The organism is Bradyrhizobium sp. CB2312 (assembly GCF_029714425.1).
GTDB lineage: Bacteria > Pseudomonadota > Alphaproteobacteria > Rhizobiales > Xanthobacteraceae > Bradyrhizobium.
This window is the reverse complement of record NZ_CP121668.1, coordinates 5712586-5735319: the sequence shown is the minus strand read 5'-3', so window position 1 is coordinate 5735319 and position 22734 is coordinate 5712586. Positions and strand designations below refer to the sequence as shown.

Here is a 22734-nt window from a genome sequence, read left to right as displayed (position 1 = left end):
GAAGGCAGCGTCAATCAAGGTGAGAGAGTTTCGCTGGGCTCGTGACGTAGGGAGGGCGTAGCCCGACCGGAGTTACGAGCCCAGCGTCGGCGCGATCCCGAGGAGGACCGCGCCGACTGGTGATCGCGGCCGGCGGGGTTATGCAAGTGGTTCTTCCGCCAAGAGGAATCACTCGCGTGCCCGGCCGACACATCACAGATCACCAGATGAGGCTCTACATGAAGTACCGTCAGACCGATAGCCCGCCAGTGGCGGCGGCCAAGGCATCATTCAGTGCGTCGACCGCCTATCGGATCGAGAGAGACCCCCGATTTCCATCGCAAAGGAAGGCGCCCCGCGGCCGGCGACGGCCGGACCCGCTGAGCGACGTGTTCGAGACCGAGATCGTCCCGATCTTGAAGGCGGCACCTGGCTTACGGCCGGTGGCGGTGTTCGAGGAGATGCTACGGCGTCATCCGGATCTCGGCAGCGGTATCCGTCGTACCCTGGAACGTCGGATCCGTGCATGGCGGGCGATCCACGGCGAGGAGCAGGAGGTGATCTTCCGCCAAACCCACGAGCCTGGCCAACTCGGCCTCTCCGACTTCACAGACATGGACGAGTTGGGTGTTACGATTGCGGGTGCACCGCTCGATCATCGTCTCTATCACTTCCGTTTGGCCTATTGCGGGTTCGAGCACGCCCATGTCGTGCTTGGCGGCGAGAGCTTTGTTGCCTTGGCCGAAGGCCTGCAGAATGCCCTCTGGTCGCTCGGTGGGGCGCCGCGGGAGCATCGGACCGACAGTCTGTCGGCCGCATTCTGCAATCTCGATCGTGATGCACGGGACGATCTGACGCAGCGATACGAGGCCCTTTGTGCCCATTACGGCATGCGGCCTTCCCGCAACAATCGAGGTGTTGCTCACGAGAATGGTTCGATCGAAGGGCCCCACGGTCATCTCAAGCGAGCAATCGCGGATGCCTTGCTGCTGCGCGGAACTGTCGACTTCGATGATCTTGCCACCTATCGCGGCTTCATCGACGAGATCGTCAGCCGCCGTAATGCCCGCAACGCCAAGCGGATCGATAGCGAGCGCGTGGTGTTGCAGGAGCTGCCCGATCGGCGCACCTCCGACTACGAAGAGGTGATCGTCCGCGTGACATCGTCCGGCGGCTTCACCCTGCGCAAGGTGTTCTACACGGTGCCATCGCGCCTGATCGGTCACCGGCTGCGGGTGCGCCTTTACGATGATCGTCTCGACGTGTTCGTCGGCGGCACCCATCTCGTCACCCTGCCGCGTGGGCGGCCGCATCCCAATGGCAAGTACGACCAGGTCGTCGATTATCGGCACGTGATCCATTCCCTGCGGCGCAAGCCGATGGCGCTTCTCAATCTGGTCTACCGAGATCGGCTGTTCCCGCGCGATGCCTATCGGAAGACCTTCGATCGCTTGCGCGAACGCTTGCCGGACAAAAAGCCTGCCGGATCATGGTCGATCTCCTCGCGCTCGCTCATGAACGCGGCTGCGAGACCGAACTCGCCGATCAGCTCACCGCCGACCTCGAGGCCGGCCGACTGCCCGACCTCAACCGGCTACGTGCTCACTTCGCCCCCGATCCCGCCAACCTGCCGAACGTCGTGGTGCAGCTCGTGCCGCTTGCGACCTACGAATGCCTCATCGGTACCGCCGAGACCGGAGGTGCCGCATGAGCGTAACGAACACGGTGGATGCCGCGCGCCTCAATCTGTTGCTCAATGAGCTCCGGCTGCCTGCCATCAAGGTGCTGTGGGCGCAATTTGCCGAACAGTCCGACAAGGAAGGCTGGCCGGCCGGCCGCTTCCTCGCGACCATCGCCGAGCACGAGATCGCCGAACGCGGCCGCCGTCGGATCGAACGACACCTTGTCGAAGCACGTTTGCCCGCCGGAAAGACCTTCGACAGCTTCGACTTCGAAGCCGTGCCGATGATCTCGAAGGCGCAGGTGATGGCGCTCGCCGCCGGTGACAGCTGGCTGGGCAAGGGCGCCAATTTGCTGTTGTTCGGCCCGCCCGGCGGCGGAAAGAGCCACTTGGCGGCAGCGATTGGCCTGGCCCTCATCGAGAACGGATGGCGCGTCCTCTTCACCCGGACCACCGATCTCGTGCAGAAGCTCCAGCTAGCGCGACGCGAGCTTAACCTCGAGGCGGCCATCAATCGTCTCGATCGCTTCGATCTCCTGATTCTTGATGATCTCGCTTACGTCACCAAGGATCAGGCCGAGACCAGCGTGCTGTTCGAGCTCATCAGTGCACGCTACGAGCGCCGCTCGATGCTGATCACCGCCAATCAGCCATTCGGCGAATGGAACAGGGTCTTCCCGGATCCCGCCATGACCCTCGCCGCTATCGATCGCCTCGTTCACCACGCCACCATCGTCGAGATGAACGTCGAGAGCTATCGCAGACGGACCGCCCTCGAACGAAAACGCGGTCCAGGACGGCCGCCATCGCACGCGACACCTAAAACCGTGGCTGATTGACGCTGCGCGACAATCAGAGTTCAACAAAACTCTTGCGCGCGACAATCATCGCGGCAATCATCATCAGGCCGCGACACTGCCTCGCCATCCTGATCGCCGCGCACTTCCTACCCAGATTGCCGCGCTACATACGAGTCCATATCACCGCGCCTGTGGACTAGCGCAACGGGGAGACCCTGTGCACGAGGCTCCCCGAATACTGGTAGTCGAAGATGAGTACCTCATCGCAATGGAGCTTGAGGTCACGCTTCGAACTGCCGGCTATCGGTTGATCGGCCAGGTCCCGGACGTAAGTGCAGCTCTGAAGCTGCTCAAGGCAGAGCGGCCTGACGCCGCCATCCTCGATGTCAACCTTGATGGACAAAGGGTCACTCCGGTCGCGGAGGTCCTTCAGGCCGTCTTTGTGCCGTTCATTCTGGCCAGCGGATACGTGGCCGCCGACCTGCACAGGCCGAGCCAACCCTGCGGGATGCTGTTAATGTGGGTAAGACCTGGCGGTCCGAATTTCTCCTCGAGACGCGACGCGCTAAATGGTGCGTGAGCTTGTCCCGTCTGGTAACGGCTTCGCAGTCATTGTTGGGCCACACACTCGATGACGAGTCCCAGTCATTGAGGTTTGTGCGCTCGCCGAGCCAGATTGCCAGCCCTTGAACTTCCGGAACGGGTTAAAGTGTGAGCTTGCCCCCCGGGCTTAATCCAGTTTGAAGTTCGTTCTGGCCCACGACAAGGACCAGAGCATGAAGCGCAGCCGCTTTTCGGAAGAGCAGATCATCGGGATTTTGAAGGAGCATGAGGCCGGCGTGTCGGTCGCCGATCTGTGCCGCAAGCACGGCGTCAGCGACGCCAGCATCTACAAATGGAAGGCCAAGTTCGGTGGGCTGGAGGTGTCGGAGGCCAAGCGGCTGAAGACGCTGGAGGACGAGAATACGCGGCTGAAGCGGTTGCTGGCTGATGCGATGCTGGACAATGCGGCGTTGAAGGACCTCCTGGGAAAAATGTATGACCCGCCCCGCCCGTGCAAGGGTCGTTTCGATCAGGACGATGCAGTCTGCACAAATGTATCCGGCCTCTTGCAAGTGGGCCGCTGTTGCGGCCAGGCCATGATGAGATCCGCGCGTGCCGTTCCCAGATAAATGGTCCGGGCTCAAAACCCGCTTTTTTGCACAGGGCTTACGGCGCGCCGATCGACTGTCTCGTCATCACTTTCACGAGCCTCGCAGTCTGGAACAAACGGGATCAGCTAAAGGCCGGATCCCGCCGTTCGTAGCTTGCGCCGGGCTTGGTCATCACCACCCATGCGATCCGCGCAATCTTTGCCGCCAAGGCGACGGTGACCTTGTTGGTGTGCATGCGTGCCTGAAGTCCATCAAGCCAGGCGCCAAGGTGATATCGCGAGCGATCAAGATGTGTCACGCAGGAGCGGGCGCCGTGGATGATCATCCGGCGCAGATATCGGTTGCCGCGCTTGCTTATCCCCAGCAGCTTCGTTTTGCCTCCCGTAGAGTATTCTCTGGGAACAAGACCCAGCCAAGCTGCCATATCGCGGGCCTTTTTGAACTGTCGGGCAGATCCAGCTGCTGCCAAAAGCGCCGTCGCCGCGAGTGGACCAATGCCCGGGATAGTCATTAATCGACGTGCGGTATCGCTTTGAGAGGCAACCGCCTCAATCTCGCGGTTGACTTCAGCGATCCGCAGCTCCAGCTGCCGCAGCTCGTCGAATGTAGATGCCAGAATGCGACGCATGGCCGACGTTAGATCATTCGATTCATCTGCCAAAACTCTCGGCAGATCTGCCTTGAACTTGCCGGCGCCCTGGTGAATAGCGATCCCATATTCCAGGCAAAAAGCGCGCATCTGATTTATGAGGCACGTCCGTTGCGACATCATCCGATCGCGAACACGATGCAGCGCTTGCAGGTCAATGTGCTCAGGCGACCTTAGCTCGACGAAGCGCATTGTTGGTCTCGTCACGGCTTCGGCGATCGCCGCGGCATCGATGATGTCATTTTTGTTGGACTTCACATATGGCTTCACGAATTGAGCTGGGATGATGCGAACGGTGTGCCCCATGGCGGCGATCTTGCGGGCCAACCATTGCGAGCCGGAGCAGGCCTCCATCCCCACCAAAGCCGGTCCTGCACGTTCGAAGAACTGCAAGAGCGTATCGCGCCGAAAGGTCGCCTTCTGGATCGGCATTCCGGCGGCGTCGAGTCCAACGACGTGGAAAAGGTTCTTGCCAATGTCGATCCCAAACACCGTTGCCGGCCTGGGCTTGTTCCGTGTCCTCATTGCTTCCTCCTTTCAAAAGCCAACTCAGTCTGACTGAGAGGACGGGGCGGGTCATCCCATTAGTGGTGACGCCCGCCGCCGAGCGGAAAGCAGTCGCCCATCTGCGAACGGCATTCGGGATGAGCGAACGGCGGGCGTGTAAAGCCATCGGCTGCTGCCGTATGACAGTGAGATACCAGACGGCCCGAGCGGACGATGCCGGCCTTCGCCAGCGCATGAGGGCGATCGCCCAGGAGCGCCGTCGCTTCGGCTATCGGCGCCTGCACGTTCTGCTCAAGCGAGAGGGTTATGTGATCAACCACAAGAAGCTGTTCCGGCTCTACCGGGAAGAGAAGCTTGCGGTGCGCCGCCGCGGCGGTCGCAAACGGGCGATCGGGACCAGGGCGCCGATGACCGTGCCGATGGCGCCCAACGACCGCTGGTCGCTCGACTTCGTGTCGGATCAGCTCACCGATGGCCGCCGCTTCCGCGTCCTGACCGTGGTTGATGATTGCACCCGCGAGTGCCTGGCGCTGGTGGCCGATACTTCGCTCTCCGGTACCCGGGTGGCGCGGGAACTGGACCGGCTGATGATGGAGCGCGGCAAGCCGAAGATGGTGGTCAGCGACAATGGCAGCGAGTTGACCAGCAACGCCATCCTGACATGGGCCGATGAGAGCCGTGTCGCATGGCACTACATCGCGCCGGGCAAGCCCATGCAGAATGCCTTCATCGAGAGCTTCAACGGCCGTCTGCGGGATGAACTGTTGAACGAGACGCTGTTCACGTCGCTGGCCCAGGCCCGCGTCGCGCTCGGATGCTGGCGGGCCGATTACAACAACGCACGACCTCACTCGCAGCTTGGATGGAAGACGCCGTCCGAGTTCGCCTTTACCCGCCACCAGCTGCGCTATGCCGAGGGCTCCGCGCCAGCTCCCGTCGCTACCACCGCCCAACCGGGCAAACCCAACCGTCAGGGCGAACTGAGGACTGGATAAAACTTGGGGGCAAGGTCAAGTGAGAAGAACTCACGTTGAGCAATGCCGTCCGCTGTGCACCTGTGAGCGGATCTCAGAGCCGTTACTTCGCTTTCGGGCTCGGAGGCGACCCGTCACTCAACAACTTGATCAACCCGAGCAAGAAAAGACGGAGATACCTCTAAGCCCATGGCCTTGGCGACCTTAAGGTTTATTACCAAATCGAATTCAGTTGGTTGCTCGATTGGGAGTTCCTGGAGTTTGGCGCCCCGAAGGATTTTATCAACGTACGTGCCGGTGGAGGAGCCGTCCACAGCATCAGAAGCGGACGAACGAATGACTTCGGCAGCAGTGCGCCGCTCGACGAGCCGCCAAACGCCGCCGTTGCTTCGGCAAACATTCGATTTCACGAGAAAGGGGAGTATTGCAGATGCGAAACATTCGGCGAGCCGTTTGCCAGCTCCTCGTCATACATCCGTTTGATCCTCTGGCGCACCGTAACACTCACAAGCGACGTTTTCGAGCCGCGGTCGATGGACCTCCAACACGCCGCGCCGCTCCGATATGATGCAGCCGACTGCCCGGAGTTTACGCATCGTTAGAGTCACGGTCGTTCGCCGCACCCCAAGAAGTTGTGCGAGCGCCTCCTGCGTCAATCTAATCTCGCCGTTGGCAACACGGTCATGAATCTCGAGCAGCCATCGTGCCGTACGGCATTCCACCGGGTGCACCGCGTTGCACGCGGCAACAGTCTGAAGCTGCAGCAGTTGAGTGCGGAGATGGAGGCGCAGAACACGCTTTATGGCGCCACTTCGCTCAAAGGCTTGTTGCAATCGTGAAACAGGTATCTTAAGCGCAGCTCCAGCCACATAAGCAGTCGCTGTGATTGGCGAATGCGAGGAACTTAGAACAGAGAGAGCCCCAACCGCTCCTTCCGAGCCCATGAGAGTGGAAGCGACGATGTGTCCGTCCGACATCTCGACCAGGAACGCTAAGACCCCGCTAAGGGGAAAGTAGACTTCTTTGAGCTCATCTCCGGTTCGCACCAGTACAGCGTCAGACGCGAACGATACCTTCTGAAGGTAAGGCTCAAGCACGTTGAGATCCGATGGCGGCAAAGCCGCCAGAAGCCCATTCCCGAGACCAGTCTGGAGCGCCATTGCGGATGTTCCTTAGCCACGCACAAGCACCCAAAGCCTCAAACCAGTGTTCGAAGGGCATGTTCCAAATTTTCCCGACAACCCACGGCGCGACGTGGTCGGCCACGCCTTCACGCTGCGCTGCTCCTCTGCGGGAACACTCCGCTGCCAAGCTGCAAGACCTTTCAGCCCTCGCCCGGTGGGACAATGATCTCGTGCAATCGGGCAAAACGTGGCCCTCTTACGTTTAACATTATCGGGAAAATCAAGACCCTGAGTGCCACAGCAGGCTTTGTCCCGTTCCTGGTATGACGGAGTCTGCTAAGGGTCTTGGCCGTGTAAAAACGATCTCAAAGGGCGTCGGTCCCGGAAGCGGGGAGCCGCGTGTGTCTCAGGCCCCGATCGCAGCGATCAGCGGCTTGATCCCGACGATGTTCATGACCCGTGTCAGATTATAGGCCAGCACCGAGAGTGCCATTTCGGCGGCTACTTTTGGAAGCGTTTTGGTGAGGAAGTGTGTCGCTCCCATGCGGGCCTTCATCGTGCCGAACGGATGCTCGACTGTCTCTCGACGCTGGCGCATGGCTTGTGGGTTTGCATCGAGACGCTGCTGCACAGCCTCGAGCAGATGCTCATGCTCCCATCGTGGAATCCGCCGCTCTGGCCCTGTCGTGCACTGCGATTTAAGCGAACAATTTTGACAGGCCGTGGTCCAGTAGCGCCGTAGCCGCTTCCCGTCTTCCTCGCTCGTGAAGCGATAAGGCAGTTGCTCTCCAGCTGGGCAGCGATAGGCGTCCTCTTCAGGCAAATAGACAAAATCCTGCTTGCCGAAGCGCCCATCTGACTTGGCACCCGACGTCTGTGGCTTGGGCAGAGTTACCGTGATGCCGGCCTCGTGGCACGCGAGGATCTCCACGCTGCTGAAGTAGCCGCGATCGGCAACGGCCTCGAGCGCATCGGTCTGGAGCACTTCTTTCGCCTGCTTTGCCATATTGGCCAGTTGAGCCCGATCTGAGCCGCTGTTCGTTACCTCATGGGTCACAATCAGATGGTGCTCGGTATCCACGGCGACCTGCACATTGTAGCCGACGACGCCGGAGCCGCGGCCGCTCGTCGCCATCGAGCGGCTATCGGGATCAGTCAAGGAGATTTGCTGGTCAGGCGATGCAAGCATCTGCTTCTCGTAAGCGGCAAGCTTGCCCATTTCCTCCTTCGGCTTCGTCAGCTTTTCGGTAAGACTCGTCACCTTCGTGGCCAGGGCCTCCGTCGGCTCCTGCCGGTCGGCCGTGTCAAGTTGGCCTAGATACCGCGCGACGCTCTCTCCAGCTGGGAGCGTCGCCGCTCCACCTTCGCCCGGGTGAAGTTCCTGTCCCGGTTGTTCACCGCTTTGAACTTGCTGCCGTTGATGGCAACGCTCGCCGTCGTCAGGAGACCCATCCCACGGCAGAGTTCAACGAAGCGCGTACACACCCTGCGCAGCGCCAGGCCATTGTCCTTGCGGAAGTCGGCAATCGTCTTGTGATCGGGAGTGAGCCGACCCAGCAGCCACATCAGTTCGACATTGCGTCCGGCTTCTCGTTCGAGCCGCCGGCTCGACTGCACCCGGTTCAGATAGCCATAGATGTAGAGCTTCAAGAGAACCGAGGGATGGTACGATGGCCGACCGGTCGCCGCCGGCTCAACCTCGAAGCTCATCTCGGCTAAATCGAGCGCATCGACAAACGCATCGATCACACGGACAGGATTACTCTCGTCAATGAAATCATCGAGGCATTCCGGCAACAGCGTGCATTGCCCACGATCCGCCTCCTCAACGAAGCGCCTCATCGATTCCCCCAAAAAGAATCACCGGAGAATCATAGCAGCGGCACAGCGTTTTCACACAGCCAGGGTCAAAAGGCGACGTGGCCATCGTTACCGGTCTTGGAGCAAAGCAGACTTAGCGGCGGTACATCCCACGTCATCAAGATGCAGCGGATATCCACTCCTCCGCACCTTGAGATGCAAGTTGCTGTAAAGGCGTCATTTCTTGGCGGCTCAAGGAGACATTGCGAAAAAAGCTACGGCGCATAGCTACAAACGGGGAAATTGCGCTACCTCTGTGTTTCATTGGTGGGTCCTAGCACACGCCCTAGCTCTTCGTGCTGTCGAAACTGTCGAGGACGCGGTCGAACGCAGGGTGGTTGCGGTTCTTCACCTTGATCCAGTGGTCGGAGCGACCCGCGCGATAGGCGCGTTCGCCGTGCTTGGACACCAAGCCTTCCAGGCCATGCAGGCAGGCGTGCCGGAACAGGTCGGGGCCGATCTCGCCCTGCTCGAACGGTGCAGCGAAGATACGCTCGGGGCGGCGCGCCAGGAGCCGGGGAGGTGCGGCTTGCGCAGCTTCAGCGGCAGGCGGCGGTAGTCGTCGCCGTCCTCCGCGAGAATATCGAAGGCGTAGAGCTGGACCTCGTCGTCGTGCTGGTGCGAGTGCAGCGCGTCCCAGTCGGGGATGCCGGTCATGGTCAGCACCACGGCTTCGCCGTCGATCACAAACTGCTTCTGCCGGTTCTTCAGCGCGGCCTCGACGATCAGCGGGTAGCGCTTGGTCCAGTCGTGGCCGTTCCTGGTGAACAGGCGCACGCGGTCGTTCTCCCGCACCACCATCAGGCGGTATCCGCGCAGCGCGTTGCCTGGATCGAATCCGAAATCGACGACTGGATCGCCGCGCGTATTGCCGCGCACCGCCAGCCCATCGCGGCGTAACGTTGACAATCAGCATTCACGCTAATTCGCAACATGCAGGTACACAGATGTCTGATTTAGAACAAGCGATCCGCGAGCGCGCCTATCAGCTCTGGCAGGAAGGCGGTCACCAGGAGGCAACGCCGAGACACTGGCTCGAGGCTCAGCGCGAAATCCTTGCTGCTTCGCTCGCCTCGGTCGCTCACGTTTCAAAGGTCATGCGTGATAAGATGAAGACGCGAAAGAAGCGCCGCGCAGCCTGATCTACCGGCCCCGCGAGAATAGCGACAAGCCCCCGCCGTTGGCCGGCGAGGGCTGCGCGGAGGGAGGAGGTGAGGCTCGCGGACGAGGTGTCACCGCCAGGACGCGCATTAGTGAAAACGCGGGTTATCGGATTGCGATGCGCCGAAACAATGAGCAGTTGACACAAATTGGTTGCTGGCTAGCTTAGCCCGCCTCGCGACCTCAGCTCTGGACGGTAATGGTCGGAGGTCGCTTACGCTTCGGAACGGAGGAGAATGCAACCGTCACCGCTAGACGGTAGAGAGCGCTCGTTTTTTGGCCGACTTAGGTTCAAGGTGGAGATGACCGCCCCGTTGCAGCATCACAGGAACCTGTGCGCTTCGCCAAGCTTGCTTTCGAAAGGAGGAAGTCATGGCTGGTCTAAGCGAAGAAGATATCCGCGTTCGGGCGTACCATCTTTGGGCACAGGCCGGCGAGCCGGCGGGACAGATGGATACATTTTGGTACGAGGCTGAGAAGCAGCTTCTTGCCGAACGCAGGGAATTGGGCGAGGTGCCCCCCGGAATGACCGATAATCTGCCGGTCTGAGCTCACAAGGCGTGGGTACAGACCACATAGGTGCCGCTTTCGTGCAGCTTGAGCCAGCGGCGCTCGGCGCAATCTTGAGGCCGGCGCCGAATCGCTGCCGCGGCCATGCGGCTGCGGCATTGAGCGCCGTGATCGCCTGCTCCAGTGCGCGCTTGGCCTCGATGTACAGATTCAAGAGGTCGCCGGGGGGGGAGCGTGCTCGGCCTCGACGGCGCGAAGCAGGGCGGCAAGGCTGGGATATTCCATGCCATTGCGGGCGTAGCGGTTAACGCGCTCGACATAGTGCGCCGATCCGTCGGGCTTGCCGCGCCAGCTGAACAGCAGCACGGCGCTGTTGTGCTGGCGCAGAACGTGGCCGGCGCCATGACCGAAATACTTGCTCACGGCGTGGCGCTTCATGGCCGGCCTCCAGCTTCGCCAGTTCCGACTCGTCCTTCCCGGATGAGCGTCCGGACGGGGGACGTTCCTATTGTAGGCGAGGAGAGATTCGGCGGGGGTGAACAGCTTCACACTTATTGGTTTTCAGGCGGGTTGGAATAGCCTGACAGCTGCAAGGTCAGGAGCCTTCCATGGGAACAGAGTCTCACTGTCCAGCATGCCAGGCTGCCCGGCGTCGGGAGCGCGAGCTCCGGGCTGCGCAGTACGTCCAGATGTCGACGGCTTGGCAGCAATTTCGATCGCAAACCAGATGGCTGTCATCGCGCCTACGTAGTCACACTTATATCGACGAGGGCATCAGCGAATTGAGAATCAAGAAGCGACGAGGGGCTTATCGGTTTGATCAACGACGTCCAATTGGGAGCCGCCGATTTCGGGAATGTCCTGGTGCGGGACGTCAGTCGCTGGGGCAGATTTCAGGACACAGACGAGAGCGCATATTACGAATTCATCTGCAAGCTGGCTGGTGTGAAGGTGCTCTATTGCGCCGAGGTCTTCGACAACGACGGAAGCCCGATGTCCGGCCTCTGGAAAAACATGAAGCGCCTGATGGCAGCGGAGGACAGTCGGAATCAGTCGGCAAAAGTTTTTGCGGGCAGAGCGGGGTCGCCGGGCTTGGCTATTGGGTGGGCGGTCGGCCCGGCTTCGCGCTACGCCAGAGAGCTGATCGACGCAACTGGCAAGTCAAGGGGATCTCTCGAACATGGCCAGCAAAAGGCCTTGCAGACTGACAGGGTCTTGGTGCGGGCCGGGCCACCCGATGAAATCGCGATCGTGCGATGGATATTCGAAAGCTTCGTCGCCGCGAAAGAAAACCGCCATCGCCCGCAAGCTGAACGGGAGAGGCGTTGTCAACCATCGCGGCGTTCCGTGGAATTTTCAGATGATTGGTCGCATCCTTCGCAACGAGAATTACAGCGGCAACCGGACATCGAACTACTTGCGAGGGCGTCGTGTCATCAACGCGAAGGCCAAGTGGATAAGGGGGGTGACGCACTTTGAGCAGATTGTGCCGCGGAACGTCTTTGACGCCGCTCAACGAATTATTGAGCGACGAAACGTCAAGCCCCGTGTTGCGCCGCGCAGCGGCGGCCACGAAGGACAAGGCGACATACGGTCACTTCTAACATCTGCCTCATCCTTGCAATGGCGAGTCGGCCGCGCATAGCCGGTCGACGTGTTCGCTCGCAGCTCGTTGAGCTGCCGCTCGAGGGCCGTTCGCTCAGCCGCAAGTGGGAGTGCACCAAGCATCGGGCGGACGTTGCAGGAAGAGTCCATCGACACACGCGACCGTTTCCTGGCGTCGACCCGAGTACTGTCGAGGGCCCAGCTCACGGGTGGGGGTTGGTTTTCTGAATGGGTCGCCACATGACGGGCGATCGTGGAAGGTCTCCGAACTCGGACGAGGCGTAGTCCCGGCCTTCCGGGGTGATGATATGAACGTCGTAGCAGCCTATCTTAGCAAGCTCCTTGGCTTTCGTGAGGGCCGCTTCGGCGCTCTTCCTCCGGTGCGCCAGCTCGCCGTGCTTGCACATGCCTTTGACGGTGAAGCTCATTTCTTCTTCTTCTTTTTGTTCTTTTTCATCGTATCTGCCTGGGCTCGGAATGCCTCGGCCAAAGTCTTCATCTGATTTGCCACAAAGGCATCAGCAGCGCGTGCGGCTGCCTTTTCGGCCACCTCAGCTGCTTGCGGATGTCCTTTACAGCTCCCATGGGAGCTTAATTTGGAGGCCACAGTGTTGTTCCCCTTTATAGTCTCAATTCGTGGCCGCAAGCTTTGTTTACGGTCCCGCATTCTTCGCGGGACTCATCCGCGAAGAGAAGGGACGGCGAACGTAACCGTGCTTGATGATCTTCGTGCGATACGTCGGCGCCTTTTGCTGTAGTCGCGGCTGGATCAAGCTCAATCATTCGATCTGCTCTATCAGCGGTAGTGCGGCCCGAGGGAGGCGATTTCCGGGCGCGCGAGTCGATGTCCGCGGCCTCGGTGTTCCGTAGAAACGTCGAGGCCGCTCCGCTTGCGTCTTCCTAGGCCGTGGCTCCTCGCCCGAAAGCAGCAGCGGCGCCTAGAACCCGGCGTAATAGTCGTTCACCACTCTCGCCCGTCCCGGGTCGTCCCAATTCCACTCGTTATCATTGCCGTAGTGGGGCGCGCCCTGCAGCCTATCGGCACTTAGGTTGGTCCGGTACCCGCCCAGGTTCGTGTCGTACTTCAGGGACTGCCATGGTAGCGGATAGTGGTCGTCGCCGATGCCTAAGAAGCCACCGAAGCCGAGGACTGCGTACGAGACCTGGCCGCTCACCTTGTCGATCATCACGCGCTCGATTGAGCCAATCTTCTGGTCGCCGGCGCCGTACACCGCGGTGCCCTCGACCTTGTCGCTGCCAATCAGCGTTCCTGTTTCACGCCTTTCCGCTTCCATCGTCATCCTCCTCTTCGGTTAAGATCGATACGAAATAACGATGCGCGGCCGAGGCTCGTTCCTGAGGTAACTTCCGCACTTGCGAAGACGGGGAATGGGCGGGCTGTACCCGCGCGGCTGGCGACGCATGCCCCCGGCTGATGCGGTAAAGGTAGGGCCCGCCGGTTCATAGCTGGCGGGCATCGTAGTCGGGTTGATCACATGGAGCAAAAATGAATACACCGAATGTTCTATTCGTAGGGCCAGTCACAACTCGCGCGCGCGTGCGGCATAATCGCACTTAGGTTGCTTTTCTTTGCGAAACCTCTGAACGGGGTATCTAATAATGGTTGAACTCTGAAGGTTTAGAATTTGGGGTTTACAGTCCATGCGCCACGCTTCCAGGCGACGACACCCCGAGAACCCCAAGCACTTCACGTGGGTCGTCGTCTACGGAAACATGTCCGTTGAGTGTAGTGACGAGGCCGGCGCGAAGAAATTGGCGGCCAAGCTCCGCCGGAAAGGTTACCGGCTGGCGGCTCGAACAGCGGATGGCGTATCGCCCTCCTGGCAAATCGATCCCGAGGATTTGGACGAGTGGCTGAGCCGGGAAACCAAAGCCAGTTGATGGAGGCGGGCCCTTCGACGTTAGGGCGCTTCCGGCAGTGACGGGTCACGGGGCGGTCACTAGGGGCGGTGGCTGTGCAGTACCAATTGTTTGGGGCTGTGAAGCCGTAACCGGCGAACTCTGTTCACGCTGTTCCGTCGCGGCCCCGGCGGCCGGCCGTGACGCAAACATATAACCGATGATTGCGCCGGCCAGAGGCGTCATGGCCGTCACGGCCCTTTCGAATATCTCTTTTCCAGGTCCGTTCGGTTCGACGAAATATGGAATTGCAGTAAAGACGAAGAGCATGAGGATTCCGGTGAAAGTAACCGCCGCAAAGCGAATTTTGCGCGTTTCGAGGTCACCTTGATCCCTCGTAAGCAGCGATACGAATGCCGAAATCGCAAACACGAGCAGGAATGTCGCCAGTGCTGCGAAAACAAGCACATCATACTTCATCTGGATCTGGATTGGCATGATGCCCTCCATTCCGTTGAGCAGCATTCCGATCAAGGAACTTTAGATACCAGAAGGGAAATACAACCGCGGTGATGCGGCGCAGGCGCCCCCAGCCCTTGGTCATTTCGTGTTCCGATACCCCATCACAGCCATCTGAGGATTTCCCCGCTCAAAGTCCGGCCGAACGTCGGCGCCGCGATGGCCGCAGCCTTTGCAGACGAAGCGCGGCTCGAGGTCGGAGAGCCGCATTTCATCCGGCCAACGGCCCGCATCTAGTTCAACGTGGTGCCCGCAATGTCAATAGACCAGGACGCCGCGCAGCCCCATCTCGCGCATCTCACCGAAAGTGATCTTGAGCTGCCGGCCGTCGGCGTGCGTAGGAGTGTGGCGTCGGATCGGGCGAGGCATGCCGCTATCAAAGCGGCATCGAGAGTAGCTCGCAAATTATCGATTCCTAGCGGCTCGGAAGGCCCCCGAGCTACCGTCCATCGTGGATGTGGAAAAGCAAAGTGTGTCGGTCACGCAGAGGGCGCGATCAAGGGCGCGCCTATATCCAACGGGATACAGACCCGATCGCCGAATCACCCTAGATCTCGGGATGCCTCGGCGGCTCCCCATTACTGTCGGGGCCTCCAACAGCGGCTCCGGCGGGTTGTGCTGGGGCCGTTTTTTTGACCTGCAACAATAAGCGCGCAAGCTGATGAGCAGCTATCGCGGATGAAGAACGATTGGCGCAATAATCTCGTACGTCAGCAGAGAAAACATAGTGCAGGCGGTCTTGGACTTTAATGATGCCGGGAAAATTGTGAAGGACGCAGCGCGGGACGCCACTGACGCCCTCAAGAAATAAGTAGAAGAAGGAAAGCTGGAACTGGCCGCCTCGGAGCGGCCTTTTCTTTTCGTCATGAAAGCGGACAGTCCCGAACTGCGAGTACACGCCCTTCTTAGAACTGATCCTGCATCCGACGGAATTGCGTCTTCACGAGACATAGCTCGCCATCCGCAGTGGGAGCGCCAACTCGATGCCGATCGCGCGGCCGAGCTGGCTCTCGACGAAGTCCCTCAAGCCGTCGGAGATCTCGCGGCCTTCGACAGCAATGCGGCGCTCGAGGTCGCGCGCGACATCTTCGGAGCATACCGGTTGACCACGTCACCACCGGCGATGAGCTTGAGCAGTGTTCTTCCACCTCTGCAGCTTCGCAAAAAAAGGGCCCCAGCTCGCAAGGGGGGGCGATGGAGCTGGGGCCGACTTGGGGTCACCCTTCGAAAAGGGTGTCGGGAAAACCTGGCAACCGCCAAAACGTTCCTGTCCTAATTTCAGATCGCGGGTATAGGGACCGACGCGAACCCAGAGCTTTTTCGAGCAGCGCCTGCGGCTTTGTTTTGGGCACTTTTGGGTCGCGTCCGCATTTTTCAGCGCATGGAAGACGACGCGGCCACCGCCAAGGGCTTGCCTCGAAGAGGCAAAGAAGGCCACTCGGCCGACAAGAAGGCTTGGCTAAAGCCGGCCGAAGAGTGGATGGCGATGGCGGAGAAAGCACAAAGGCCGACCTCACACGAGCATTAAGCGGTGCTGTTCGTGTTCCCTTGGCGTCGTAAGTTCACTTTTGGACCGTCCTAGCTCGTTATTCCGAGGTAACCTGTTCCCGAAGGGGAACGGCAGGAAGGACATGCTCGAACATCTCGCCCTCTTGCGCGAGCAGATTCTAAGGTGCGAGCAATTGAGAGATGCGGCCAAGTCGCAGATCAAGCGCGCGGCCTTTGATCGGGCGTTCTCGCACTACACGGTCCTCGCCTCGGTGCTGGAAGGCGCGATTGCGCACGAAAAGACCGAGAGCAAGCCAAGTCGCCCTTGATCATGAGGTTAGGACAGGCTCCTTGCCAAATATTGCCGGGTGATTCACATAAATTAATGCGTCTGACTAAAAGGATGCGGCGTACTCGCCGTACGCGCAGCGAATGGCCGAGGCACCATGGCGAGTGAGAGAGGGGCTAGAGCGAGCAGGTTTATTGTTCGGATGGGAGCCACTGGTTGGATGGTTTACGATCGAGAGCGCAAGGGACCTGCGCTGATCGGAACTGAATGGGCGGCCAATCTGACGAAGGAGCAGGCAGAACGGGCGTACCATGCGCTCTCCCGCTTGGACGGCCGCCCAGCCGCTGGCAGCTCCGGCGGGCCCTCATAGCGAAGGCTCCGGCCATCGCGGATTTTCCCTCTCGAAGCTTTGGCACAAACAGCATAGGCAGCCTAAGCTAACCGTTGCATGCGCTGGCGTGGGGCACAGCCGCAGCGGGCTTAATTGCCATTATTTCGATGAGCCTTTAGGGCGGCCCGATTCGCAGCTGTCGAACCCAATCATTGCAGGCGCATTCTGCAAGCCGTTACCAGAAAGAACTGGATGAACGTCCACGAGGATATTCTTTCCCGACACACCTAGTTTAATGAGGAATGACGCGAAGCGGCTTAACTTTGGTTAGCCTCTCGAGCCACAAACGGGGGTCAGCATGCTTCGTACTAATTCGCCGCCCCTCCAGGCGCGGCAAGAGCAATTCGACACCTGTCCACACTGTAGGGCCGGTTGAACCGGGTGGAAAGCTTTCTCAATGCCCGCACCGACAAGCCGGTGCGCATTTACAAGTGTGCCGATTGTCAGAAGTTCACTTGGGATGATTAAGGCGGCCTCAGTCGTCCTTTCTTCGAGCCTGCTCAGGCCGCCTCAGTTACTGGCCATTTGCTGCTTCAAATCGTCGTCGCCGTTCAGCAGCCGCACGTAAGTTCCGCTCTCATGCAACTCCAGCCAGCCTTGCTCCACAGCGTATCGGATGCCGGCCCCAAATTCTGCGCCAGTCCCTTTCAGGATATAAAGAAAGGGCGCGTTGATCTTCTCGATGTGGATGCGGCCATCCTGGACAGGCTCGATGCTTGAGGCGAGTTCGACCGGCTTGCGCGCCGCAGTTTCCGGGTCGGCAAAGGCACGTTCATCGGCCAATTTCGACGTCAGCGCTCCCCAGGCCACCAGACAGAGGGAATTCGTGGCCGTAATCATCGTGGTCCGCAAGGCCACCAAATGGCTGCGTTTGAATGGCCGCCCTTGACGCTCGGAGCACTCGCCGGCGACGCATGTAGCGCTCCAGCTCGTGGATAGGGGTGGTCTTCGCGCGCCTGACAAGGTCCAGCGCGACAGTCCGGTGGGTGGCGCAGCCCAGGCACTTCACCTCCAGATAGTGGTAGCCGGCATTGAGAGCGTCACCAAGCATCGCGGAGGGCTGGGCAGGGCCGCGAAAACCGAGCATGAGGCATTCCATGCCTGGCAAGCGAGCGTCCCTGCGGGCGTCGCGGGCGCGGACCGTTGTGCCGAACAGGTCTTCGCGCGACTTCGTCATAGCAGATTGCTTCCCCCGGCAAGCCCTCACCGCTGTTTCGGCACCTCCGCGTGGATGCGCAGGACAAGGAGCGTATTCTGAAATTCGTCCGCCACCTCCAAACGCCATTCACGACCGGGAACGAGATTGCCATCGATGCTCTGCAAGGTCTGACCGGCCATCACCGTGGCCTCCTTCCAAGCAGCCCGCACGTCAGGCGACTCTTCACCGACCTCATCGATAATGGTGCGATGGTAAGTAACGTGGAAGAAGTAGCGGGGCGTGCGTGCTAGCTTGGGCGAAGCGAGGCGGTCAGCTTGCTGGTCATTTCGATCTGTCGCGCCTTCCGTAACAACGTCTCCCGTTTCCAGCTTTCCGACTGAGGCTGAGCTTCCTCCCTCAGCTTTTGCGCAGCCGACAGAAGCCTCTCCTCCAACGTTTGGCTTTGCTTGATGTTAGCGCCGATGCAAAAGTGATCCACTGCGCCGAAGTAAAACTGACCCACCTGGGAAATAATGACGGTTTTGCGCGAGCCGTCGATGTTGAGCCAGGAGCAAGCAGTGGATACGAGTTTTGGCCCGTCGGGGGTCTGGAGTGCGAGAGATAGCGCGACAGTTAGGCTGTTCGCGGAATACAGTGAGGCGATACCTGCGGGATCAGAAGGCAGGTCGATACGGGCCACGCGCCCCGCGGTCGACCAAACTGGACGGGTACAAGGACTATCTACTTGAGCGCGTCGGCCAGGCGCGGCCGCGATGGATACCAGCGACAGTGTTGCTGCGCGAAATCGGCGAGCTCGGATACGCCGGCGGAATAAGCCAACTGAAGACATGGCTGGCGCCACTCAAGAAGGGCGAGCCGGAAGTGATCGTGCGCTTCGAGACGCCGCCGGGCAAGCAAATGCAGGCGGACTTTACGTGGGTACGGCGCGGCCGGGATCCCTTGGTGGCGCTGGTGGCAACGCTCGGCTACAGCCGAGCCACATTCGTCAAGTTCGGTCAGAAAGAGGATGTGACGGCTCTCTGCGAGGGGCTGCGCGAAGCACTGGACTACTTCGGCGGTGTACCTGAGCAGATCCTGTTCGACAATGCCAAAACCGTCGTCATCGAGCGCGATGCCCATGAAGTCGGGTTACATCGCTGGAACGATCGGCTGCTCGAATTGGGCGAGGATTGTGGCTTCACGCCCCGCCTGTGCCGTCCATACCGCGCTAAGACGAAGGGGAAGGTCGAGCGGTTCAACGGCTATCTCAAGGGCAGCTTCCTGGTGCCGCTGGCGGCGCGCTTGCACGCGACCGGTTTGAACCTGACGGCGGAGGTAGCCAACGCTCATGTGCGACGCTGGCTCGACGAGGTTGCCAACGCTCGCGTGCATGCCACGACTAAGGCGATTCCGGCACGTCGTCTGGCGGAAGAGCGTGCGGTGATGCTACCGGCACCGGCGCTGAAGGCGACTGCGGGGATGCCGCTGCAGGTACCAGTTCCAGTCGAAAGCTTACAGCATCCGCTGTCGGTATATGACGCGCTTTTGGAGGTGCAGTCATGATCCAGCAGCAGGAGCGGATCGCCAGCTTGTGCGAACAACTGAAAATGGCCTGCCTGGCGACCGAATGGCCAGGCCTGGCTCAACAGGCGGCGCAGGACGAGGTCAGCTTCGCCGACTTCCTTGAGAAATTGCTGAACCGAGAGCTGGCAGCGCGCGAACAGCGGAAGCGCGCGACCTTGCTGAAGCTGGCCACGATGTCGGCGGTCAAGACGCTGGAGCAATTTGATTGGAATGCCGGCAGCGGTGCACCCAAGGCGCAGATCCTCGAACTGGCGCATCTGGCGTTCGTGGAGCGTGCCGAGAACGTCGTTCTGCTAGGTCCGAGCGGCGTTGGAAAAACGCACATCGCTCTCGCATTGGCATACCGGGCGGTTATGGCCGGTCACAAGGTCCGCTTCATCACCGCCGCCGATCTCATGCTGCAGTTGGCCGCGGCGCGAGCCCAAGGCCGCCTGAAAGAATACTTCAATCGAGCGGTGATGGCGCCAAAGCTGATCGTCATCGACGAGATCGGGTACCTGCCGTTCGGACGTGAGGAAGCCAATCTGTTCTTCAACGTGGTGGCAAAACGTTACGAGCGTGGCTCGATCGTGCTCACCAGCAACCTCCCGTTCACGCAGTGGGCTGGCGCCTTCGCTGACGATCAGACGCTGACGGCCGCCATGCTCGACCGCCTGCTGCATCATGCCCACATCGTCCAGGTCAGCGGTGAAAGCTATCGCCTGCGCGACAAACGCAAAGCCGGTCAGCCCGCCAGGAGGGTTACCGGAGAAAAATAGGACATTGTGCTGGCCAGCCGCTACGGGCTCCGCCCTCCGCAGCTGGCCAGCACAATATAGCGCCGGGGTGGGTCAGAATTACTTCGGCGACTTCCGCGAAGGTGGGTCAGATTTATGTCGGCGTTGACAGCTTGATGCGACGCCGCATCCCATCCTCCCGCTTATCGGCCCCGAAGGGCCGAGTGCGGGCAAAACGAACTATGTCAAAGAAGGTTTCCGTCCTTTGGAACAGGTGCTAGGACGCGTTTAGAAGTTCCGCGATGCAAAGTTCGAGGTTCTCGATGGGGAAGGGCTTTCTGAGAAGTGGACGTTCTCGAAAGGCTTCTGGGACACCGTCGGCGCCAAAGCCGCTTGCGAATGCGAACGGGATGTTTCGGTTTGCAAGAACCACCGCCACAGGCTCGACGCTGTCGCGACCAAGGGAAACGTCCAGCAGGGCCATATCAAAATCGGAGTCGCGGGCGTGCTGTAATGCAGACGGCAAGTCGTTCGCTTCTGCCGCGACGGTGTGGCCAAGCTCAGTCACCATGTCAGCTACCATCATCCTGATGAGGGCTTCATCCTCGACCAACAGCACCGACGCCATGTCCCCCTCCGATGGTTCTCATTGACGGGCGATCTTGGTCGCCCTTGCAAAGGCGCGGAGCGCGACAGCCCGAAGCTCAGTGGGGGTGGTGTGACCAGTCTCGGCGGCTTGAAGAAGCTGCTCCGCTATAACTTTTCGGCTCTCATGGTCGCCGCCATGCGGAAGCTCTCGGCATGCTTCCTCAAGCACCACATCCAAAGTCGACATCACGCGGTCGCATAGCTTCATCCGATGTCCTCCAACGTCCAACTGAGTTCCCGCGCCGGTCTAGAGGTCGGCGCCGTCGCTGCCGCATCCCTCCCAGACCTCGACACGGCATTCAAAGCGCCGATAGATAGGCACTAATCGATCACTTGACGTCGAGAATCGAGACTGTACAGCGACGCTTCTTGCATTTGGGGCAAGCGGGTCTCGCTGCGCAGGCCGCACAGCCTGTTGACCTTCCTTTGGCTCGTCCAAAACTCACCCCTATGAAAGGCAAGTTTCAACGTGCCAAACTGCACACTGATGTTCTACAACATACATCAATCACTCTCGGAGGAGTTCGCCCAATCGTCCAGACGGCAGGCCACATCCGCTTGCCGTGCTCTTTTGACCAGTGCTTCTTTCTCAGGGCAGCTTGCCCTAATACCTCGTTCGACCAAGCCGCAAGCCGATCCTAAAGGCTAAGAGTTTGCTTGAAGAGGCGCCGCTGCTGAGCCATTACATGCTCCGTCTTTGGAATGGGCGGAGCGCAAAGTGCTGGCGTTCTCATCACCACTGCCGTTGGTCCCCTGCATGGTGACGCTAGGATTGTGCACACCAAATAGTGGATTAACAGTCCTTTATTTCGACCCACCGGTCGGAACTATTTCGGAAATACTCAAGTTCCGCATTTTGCGCCAGCGGTGGTGCGATAAGGCTCAAGCGCGCAATCTCGTAACCCGCTTCTGGCCCTTCTGCGACATCTGATGATCTGTAATGCCGGTCCGACCATGTGCGCGGGTCCTCTAAGCTGATGGTTCGTCGGATCGGCCCCTGATTTCCCGCTCCGCCTCAAGCCAGAAGTCCAAGTCGCGACCCACAGGGCGGCCGGCGTGCTCCCAGAGCTCCTGCGCTCGCATCTTGATCTCTCGATCTCGCGTCGACGGAAATAGCCTCTGCCTGAGTTCGTCAGCAAACCGTCTCAAGCGGCTGGCGGTGCTCTCGTCTCGAATGTAGCCTGCCGCCTTTGTGGCCAACTCGATCTGGTGCTCCAGCTTCGCCCGTTCGTCCATCTGAGCCGCTCCGGTACTCCTTTGATGAAGACGACTCCAGCGGCGCATGGTTGTTTCGCCGCCCGGCTCACTTCTACAATGGCCCAACTCAGAGCTCACTTTTGCACACTCTTAATCTCTTGGGCGAATGCGCCCGACTCCTGATTGCCGAAGGAATGAAAGTGCTGGGGGCTCGCGCCCGCCGGCCGGAACATGCCGACGCCGAAATCGTTTTTCGTGTATGGGTACTTACGTCGTGGTTCTGATCAGCGCGTTTTCATTGTGGTGGTAGCGAGCTTCGCCTCGCTGAACTGGCCGACCTCCTGATCGCGGTCGAGACCACTCGACCGAAGCTTCCCTTGATCACCCCCTGGCGGCTGATGCAATCGCAAGATCAGCGAAGAAGGTCCTCGCTGGAAAGCGGCTATTGAAATGCGAACCACGCCAGCATCGCGATCACCGGGATAACGGCCACTCCAAACAGAACGAGAGGTGACGGCTCATTGCCTGTGCGATCACTCATGAGACCTCCTTCAAGTGAGACCGCTCTGTAAGCAGATGCGTGCTCCGCTCCGAGACCGAATGTCCCGAATCGCGACGCCGTTCCAAAGAAAAAGCCCCTCGTTGGGGACGGGGCCTTTCCAAGCTGGCCGGCCGCGCCGCGCAACCGCCAGCACCACCATGAATACTGCTGCTTCTCTAATCCGAGCCGCGCGAAAATAGTTCCTTGAAGCAAAGACGCGCGCGCCTCGGCTTGATCGGCAGACCGATCAACAATAGATCCGCCCCGCGGCCGTTTTTGAAGGAAGGCAGCAGGGCGCAAGCCTCGGTCACAGGCGGAAAACTACGGTTGAGATGTTGCTGGGACGACCGTTGCAAACA

At 60.0% G+C, this 22734-nt stretch carries 20 protein-coding genes and 7 pseudogenes; 13 read left to right on the top strand and 14 right to left on the bottom strand.

The window, feature by feature from the left end; genetic code table 11:
• Nucleotides 1–140: 140 nt before the first annotated feature.
• From istA (QA642_RS28275) to QA642_RS28260, 4 genes and pseudogenes are all read left to right on the top strand, one after another.
• Nucleotides 141–1690, top strand: a pseudogene (gene istA, locus QA642_RS28275) (IS21 family transposase).
• Nucleotides 1687–2499 (top strand): IS21-like element helper ATPase IstB, encoded by an 813-nt coding sequence (istB, locus tag QA642_RS28270; protein WP_208764263.1) that lies wholly within the window; start codon nucleotides 1687–1689, stop codon nucleotides 2497–2499. The pseudogene istA (QA642_RS28275) and the gene istB (QA642_RS28270) overlap by 4 nt, the downstream one beginning before the upstream one ends.
• A gap of 178 nt (nucleotides 2500–2677) precedes the next feature.
• Nucleotides 2678–3040, top strand: coding sequence for a response regulator (locus tag QA642_RS28265; RefSeq protein ID WP_283079774.1), 363 nt, complete (start codon nucleotides 2678–2680; stop codon nucleotides 3038–3040).
• Between the two features lie 196 nt (nucleotides 3041–3236).
• A pseudogene (locus QA642_RS28260) lies at nucleotides 3237–3494 on the top strand (transposase); the annotation flags it as partial.
• A 241-nt stretch (nucleotides 3495–3735) separates the two neighbouring features.
• On the opposite strand, the gene QA642_RS28255 reads toward QA642_RS28260, so the two are convergent.
• A complete protein-coding gene (locus tag QA642_RS28255; protein WP_283079773.1) occupies nucleotides 3736–4788 on the bottom strand; it encodes an IS110 family transposase in 1053 nt (350 codons plus the stop codon).
• 62 nt (nucleotides 4789–4850) lie between these two features.
• On the opposite strand from QA642_RS28255, the pseudogene QA642_RS28250 reads away from it, so the two are divergent.
• Nucleotides 4851–5765: pseudogene (locus QA642_RS28250) on the top strand (IS3 family transposase); the annotation flags it as partial.
• A 113-nt stretch (nucleotides 5766–5878) separates the two neighbouring features.
• Here the strand turns inward: QA642_RS28250 and QA642_RS28245 are convergent.
• Both QA642_RS28245 and QA642_RS28240 read right to left on the bottom strand, forming a co-directional pair.
• Complete coding sequence (locus QA642_RS28245) at nucleotides 5879–6058, bottom strand: ABC transporter substrate binding protein (RefSeq protein WP_283086997.1); 180 nt, start codon at nucleotides 6056–6058, stop codon at nucleotides 5879–5881.
• 153 nt (nucleotides 6059–6211) lie between these two features.
• Nucleotides 6212–6466, bottom strand: coding sequence for a helix-turn-helix domain-containing protein (locus QA642_RS28240; RefSeq protein ID WP_283086996.1), 255 nt, complete (start codon nucleotides 6464–6466; stop codon nucleotides 6212–6214).
• Between QA642_RS28240 and QA642_RS28235 the strand changes: the two genes are divergently transcribed.
• Complete coding sequence (locus tag QA642_RS28235) at nucleotides 6428–6583, top strand: hypothetical protein (RefSeq protein ID WP_283087152.1); 156 nt, start codon at nucleotides 6428–6430, stop codon at nucleotides 6581–6583. The genes QA642_RS28240 and QA642_RS28235 overlap by 39 nt on opposite strands.
• Nucleotides 6584–6616: 33 nt before the next feature.
• On the opposite strand, the pseudogene QA642_RS28230 reads toward QA642_RS28235, so the two are convergent.
• The 3 genes and pseudogenes from QA642_RS28230 to QA642_RS28220 form a co-directional block, all read right to left on the bottom strand.
• Nucleotides 6617–6904, bottom strand: a pseudogene (locus QA642_RS28230) (cyclic nucleotide-binding domain-containing protein); the annotation flags it as partial.
• Nucleotides 6905–7274: 370 nt separating this feature from the next.
• Nucleotides 7275–8710: pseudogene (locus QA642_RS28225) on the bottom strand (IS1182 family transposase).
• A gap of 366 nt (nucleotides 8711–9076) precedes the next feature.
• On the bottom strand, nucleotides 9077–9637 hold the full coding sequence (locus tag QA642_RS28220) for a hypothetical protein (RefSeq protein ID WP_349253797.1): 561 nt from the start codon (nucleotides 9635–9637) through the stop codon (nucleotides 9077–9079).
• Here QA642_RS28220 and QA642_RS28215 point away from each other — a divergent pair.
• Together QA642_RS28215 and QA642_RS28210 are read left to right on the top strand one after the other, a co-directional pair.
• Nucleotides 9631–9870 (top strand): DUF2934 domain-containing protein, encoded by a 240-nt coding sequence (locus tag QA642_RS28215; RefSeq protein WP_283079772.1) that lies wholly within the window; start codon nucleotides 9631–9633, stop codon nucleotides 9868–9870. The two genes, QA642_RS28220 and QA642_RS28215, sit on opposite strands and share 7 nt — an antisense overlap.
• A 391-nt stretch (nucleotides 9871–10261) precedes the next feature.
• A complete protein-coding gene (locus tag QA642_RS28210) occupies nucleotides 10262–10438 on the top strand; it encodes a DUF2934 domain-containing protein (protein WP_283079771.1) in 177 nt (58 codons plus the stop codon).
• Nucleotides 10439–10609: 171 nt separating this feature from the next.
• On the opposite strand, the gene QA642_RS28205 is transcribed toward QA642_RS28210, so the two are convergent.
• A complete protein-coding gene (locus QA642_RS28205; RefSeq protein ID WP_283079770.1) occupies nucleotides 10610–10837 on the bottom strand; it encodes a hypothetical protein in 228 nt (75 codons plus the stop codon).
• A gap of 378 nt (nucleotides 10838–11215) precedes the next feature.
• Here QA642_RS28205 and QA642_RS28200 point away from each other — a divergent pair, with 378 nt between their 5' ends.
• Nucleotides 11216–11878, top strand: coding sequence for a recombinase family protein (locus tag QA642_RS28200; RefSeq protein ID WP_283079769.1), 663 nt, complete (start codon nucleotides 11216–11218; stop codon nucleotides 11876–11878).
• A 434-nt stretch (nucleotides 11879–12312) separates the two neighbouring features.
• Nucleotides 12313–12507 carry a hypothetical protein gene (locus tag QA642_RS28195; RefSeq protein ID WP_283079768.1) on the top strand — a complete coding sequence of 65 codons (195 nt, stop codon included), beginning with the start codon at nucleotides 12313–12315 and terminating at the stop codon, nucleotides 12505–12507.
• Between the two features lie 435 nt (nucleotides 12508–12942).
• On the opposite strand, the gene QA642_RS28190 is transcribed toward QA642_RS28195, so the two are convergent.
• On the bottom strand, nucleotides 12943–13299 hold the full coding sequence (locus tag QA642_RS28190; protein WP_283079767.1) for a PRC-barrel domain-containing protein: 357 nt from the start codon (nucleotides 13297–13299) through the stop codon (nucleotides 12943–12945).
• 652 nt (nucleotides 13300–13951) lie between these two features.
• Complete coding sequence (locus QA642_RS28185) at nucleotides 13952–14362, bottom strand: hypothetical protein (RefSeq protein WP_283079766.1); 411 nt, start codon at nucleotides 14360–14362, stop codon at nucleotides 13952–13954.
• Between the two features lie 1652 nt (nucleotides 14363–16014).
• Here QA642_RS28185 and QA642_RS28175 point away from each other — a divergent pair.
• Entirely contained in the window at nucleotides 16015–16200 is a 186-nt protein-coding gene (locus QA642_RS28175; protein WP_283079765.1) for a hypothetical protein, read from the top strand.
• An 861-nt stretch (nucleotides 16201–17061) separates the two neighbouring features.
• Here QA642_RS28175 and QA642_RS28170 read toward each other — a convergent pair.
• The 3 genes and pseudogenes from QA642_RS28170 to QA642_RS28160 all read right to left on the bottom strand — a co-directional run bounded on the left by QA642_RS28170 (nucleotide 17062) and on the right by QA642_RS28160 (nucleotide 17889).
• Nucleotides 17062–17361, bottom strand: a complete 300-nt coding sequence (locus tag QA642_RS28170; protein WP_283079764.1) for a hypothetical protein — start codon at nucleotides 17359–17361, stop codon at nucleotides 17062–17064.
• Nucleotides 17343–17728 (bottom strand): annotated as a pseudogene (locus QA642_RS28165) (hypothetical protein). Before QA642_RS28165 ends, QA642_RS28170 begins: the two are co-directional and overlap by 19 nt.
• Nucleotides 17729–17754: 26 nt before the next feature.
• Nucleotides 17755–17889, bottom strand: a complete 135-nt coding sequence (locus QA642_RS28160; protein WP_283079763.1) for a hypothetical protein — start codon at nucleotides 17887–17889, stop codon at nucleotides 17755–17757.
• A gap of 357 nt (nucleotides 17890–18246) precedes the next feature.
• On the opposite strand from QA642_RS28160, the pseudogene istA (QA642_RS28155) reads away from it, so the two are divergent.
• Nucleotides 18247–19252: pseudogene (gene istA, locus QA642_RS28155) on the top strand (IS21 family transposase).
• On the top strand, nucleotides 19249–20031 hold the full coding sequence (gene istB, locus QA642_RS28150; protein ID WP_283079762.1) for an IS21-like element helper ATPase IstB: 783 nt from the start codon (nucleotides 19249–19251) through the stop codon (nucleotides 20029–20031). Before istA (QA642_RS28155) ends, istB (QA642_RS28150) begins: the two are co-directional and overlap by 4 nt.
• A 235-nt stretch (nucleotides 20032–20266) precedes the next feature.
• Here istB (QA642_RS28150) and QA642_RS28145 read toward each other — a convergent pair whose 3' ends face one another.
• Together QA642_RS28145 and QA642_RS28140 are read right to left on the bottom strand one after the other, a co-directional pair.
• Complete coding sequence (locus tag QA642_RS28145) at nucleotides 20267–20617, bottom strand: response regulator (protein WP_283079761.1); 351 nt, start codon at nucleotides 20615–20617, stop codon at nucleotides 20267–20269.
• 989 nt (nucleotides 20618–21606) lie between these two features.
• Nucleotides 21607–21720 (bottom strand): DUF2934 domain-containing protein, encoded by a 114-nt coding sequence (locus tag QA642_RS28140; RefSeq protein ID WP_283086995.1) that lies wholly within the window; start codon nucleotides 21718–21720, stop codon nucleotides 21607–21609.
• Nucleotides 21721–22734: the final 1014 nt, after the last annotated feature.

Excerpts from the sequence above, each read along its gene's own strand:
- istB (WP_208764263.1), top strand. The coding sequence starts at position 1,687 with ATGAGCGTAACGAACACGGTGGATGCCGCGCGCCTCAATCTGTTGCTC.
- QA642_RS28255 (WP_283079773.1), bottom strand. The coding sequence starts at position 4,788 with ATGAGGACACGGAACAAGCCCAGGCCGGCAACGGTGTTTGGGATCGAC.
- QA642_RS28235 (WP_283087152.1), top strand. The coding sequence starts at position 6,428 with ATGAATCTCGAGCAGCCATCGTGCCGTACGGCATTCCACCGGGTGCAC.
- QA642_RS28210 (WP_283079771.1), top strand. The coding sequence starts at position 10,262 with ATGGCTGGTCTAAGCGAAGAAGATATCCGCGTTCGGGCGTACCATCTT.
- QA642_RS28205 (WP_283079770.1), bottom strand. The coding sequence starts at position 10,837 with ATGAAGCGCCACGCCGTGAGCAAGTATTTCGGTCATGGCGCCGGCCAC.
- QA642_RS28195 (WP_283079768.1), top strand. The coding sequence starts at position 12,313 with ATGAACGTCGTAGCAGCCTATCTTAGCAAGCTCCTTGGCTTTCGTGAG.
- QA642_RS28190 (WP_283079767.1), bottom strand. The coding sequence starts at position 13,299 with ATGGAAGCGGAAAGGCGTGAAACAGGAACGCTGATTGGCAGCGACAAG.
- QA642_RS28185 (WP_283079766.1), bottom strand. The coding sequence starts at position 14,362 with ATGCCAATCCAGATCCAGATGAAGTATGATGTGCTTGTTTTCGCAGCA.
- QA642_RS28175 (WP_283079765.1), top strand. The coding sequence starts at position 16,015 with ATGCTCGAACATCTCGCCCTCTTGCGCGAGCAGATTCTAAGGTGCGAG.
- QA642_RS28160 (WP_283079763.1), bottom strand. The coding sequence starts at position 17,889 with ATGGCCGGTCAGACCTTGCAGAGCATCGATGGCAATCTCGTTCCCGGT.
- istB (WP_283079762.1), top strand. The coding sequence starts at position 19,249 with ATGATCCAGCAGCAGGAGCGGATCGCCAGCTTGTGCGAACAACTGAAA.
- QA642_RS28145 (WP_283079761.1), bottom strand. The coding sequence starts at position 20,617 with ATGGCGTCGGTGCTGTTGGTCGAGGATGAAGCCCTCATCAGGATGATG.
- QA642_RS28140 (WP_283086995.1), bottom strand. The coding sequence starts at position 21,720 with ATGCGAGCGCAGGAGCTCTGGGAGCACGCCGGCCGCCCTGTGGGTCGC.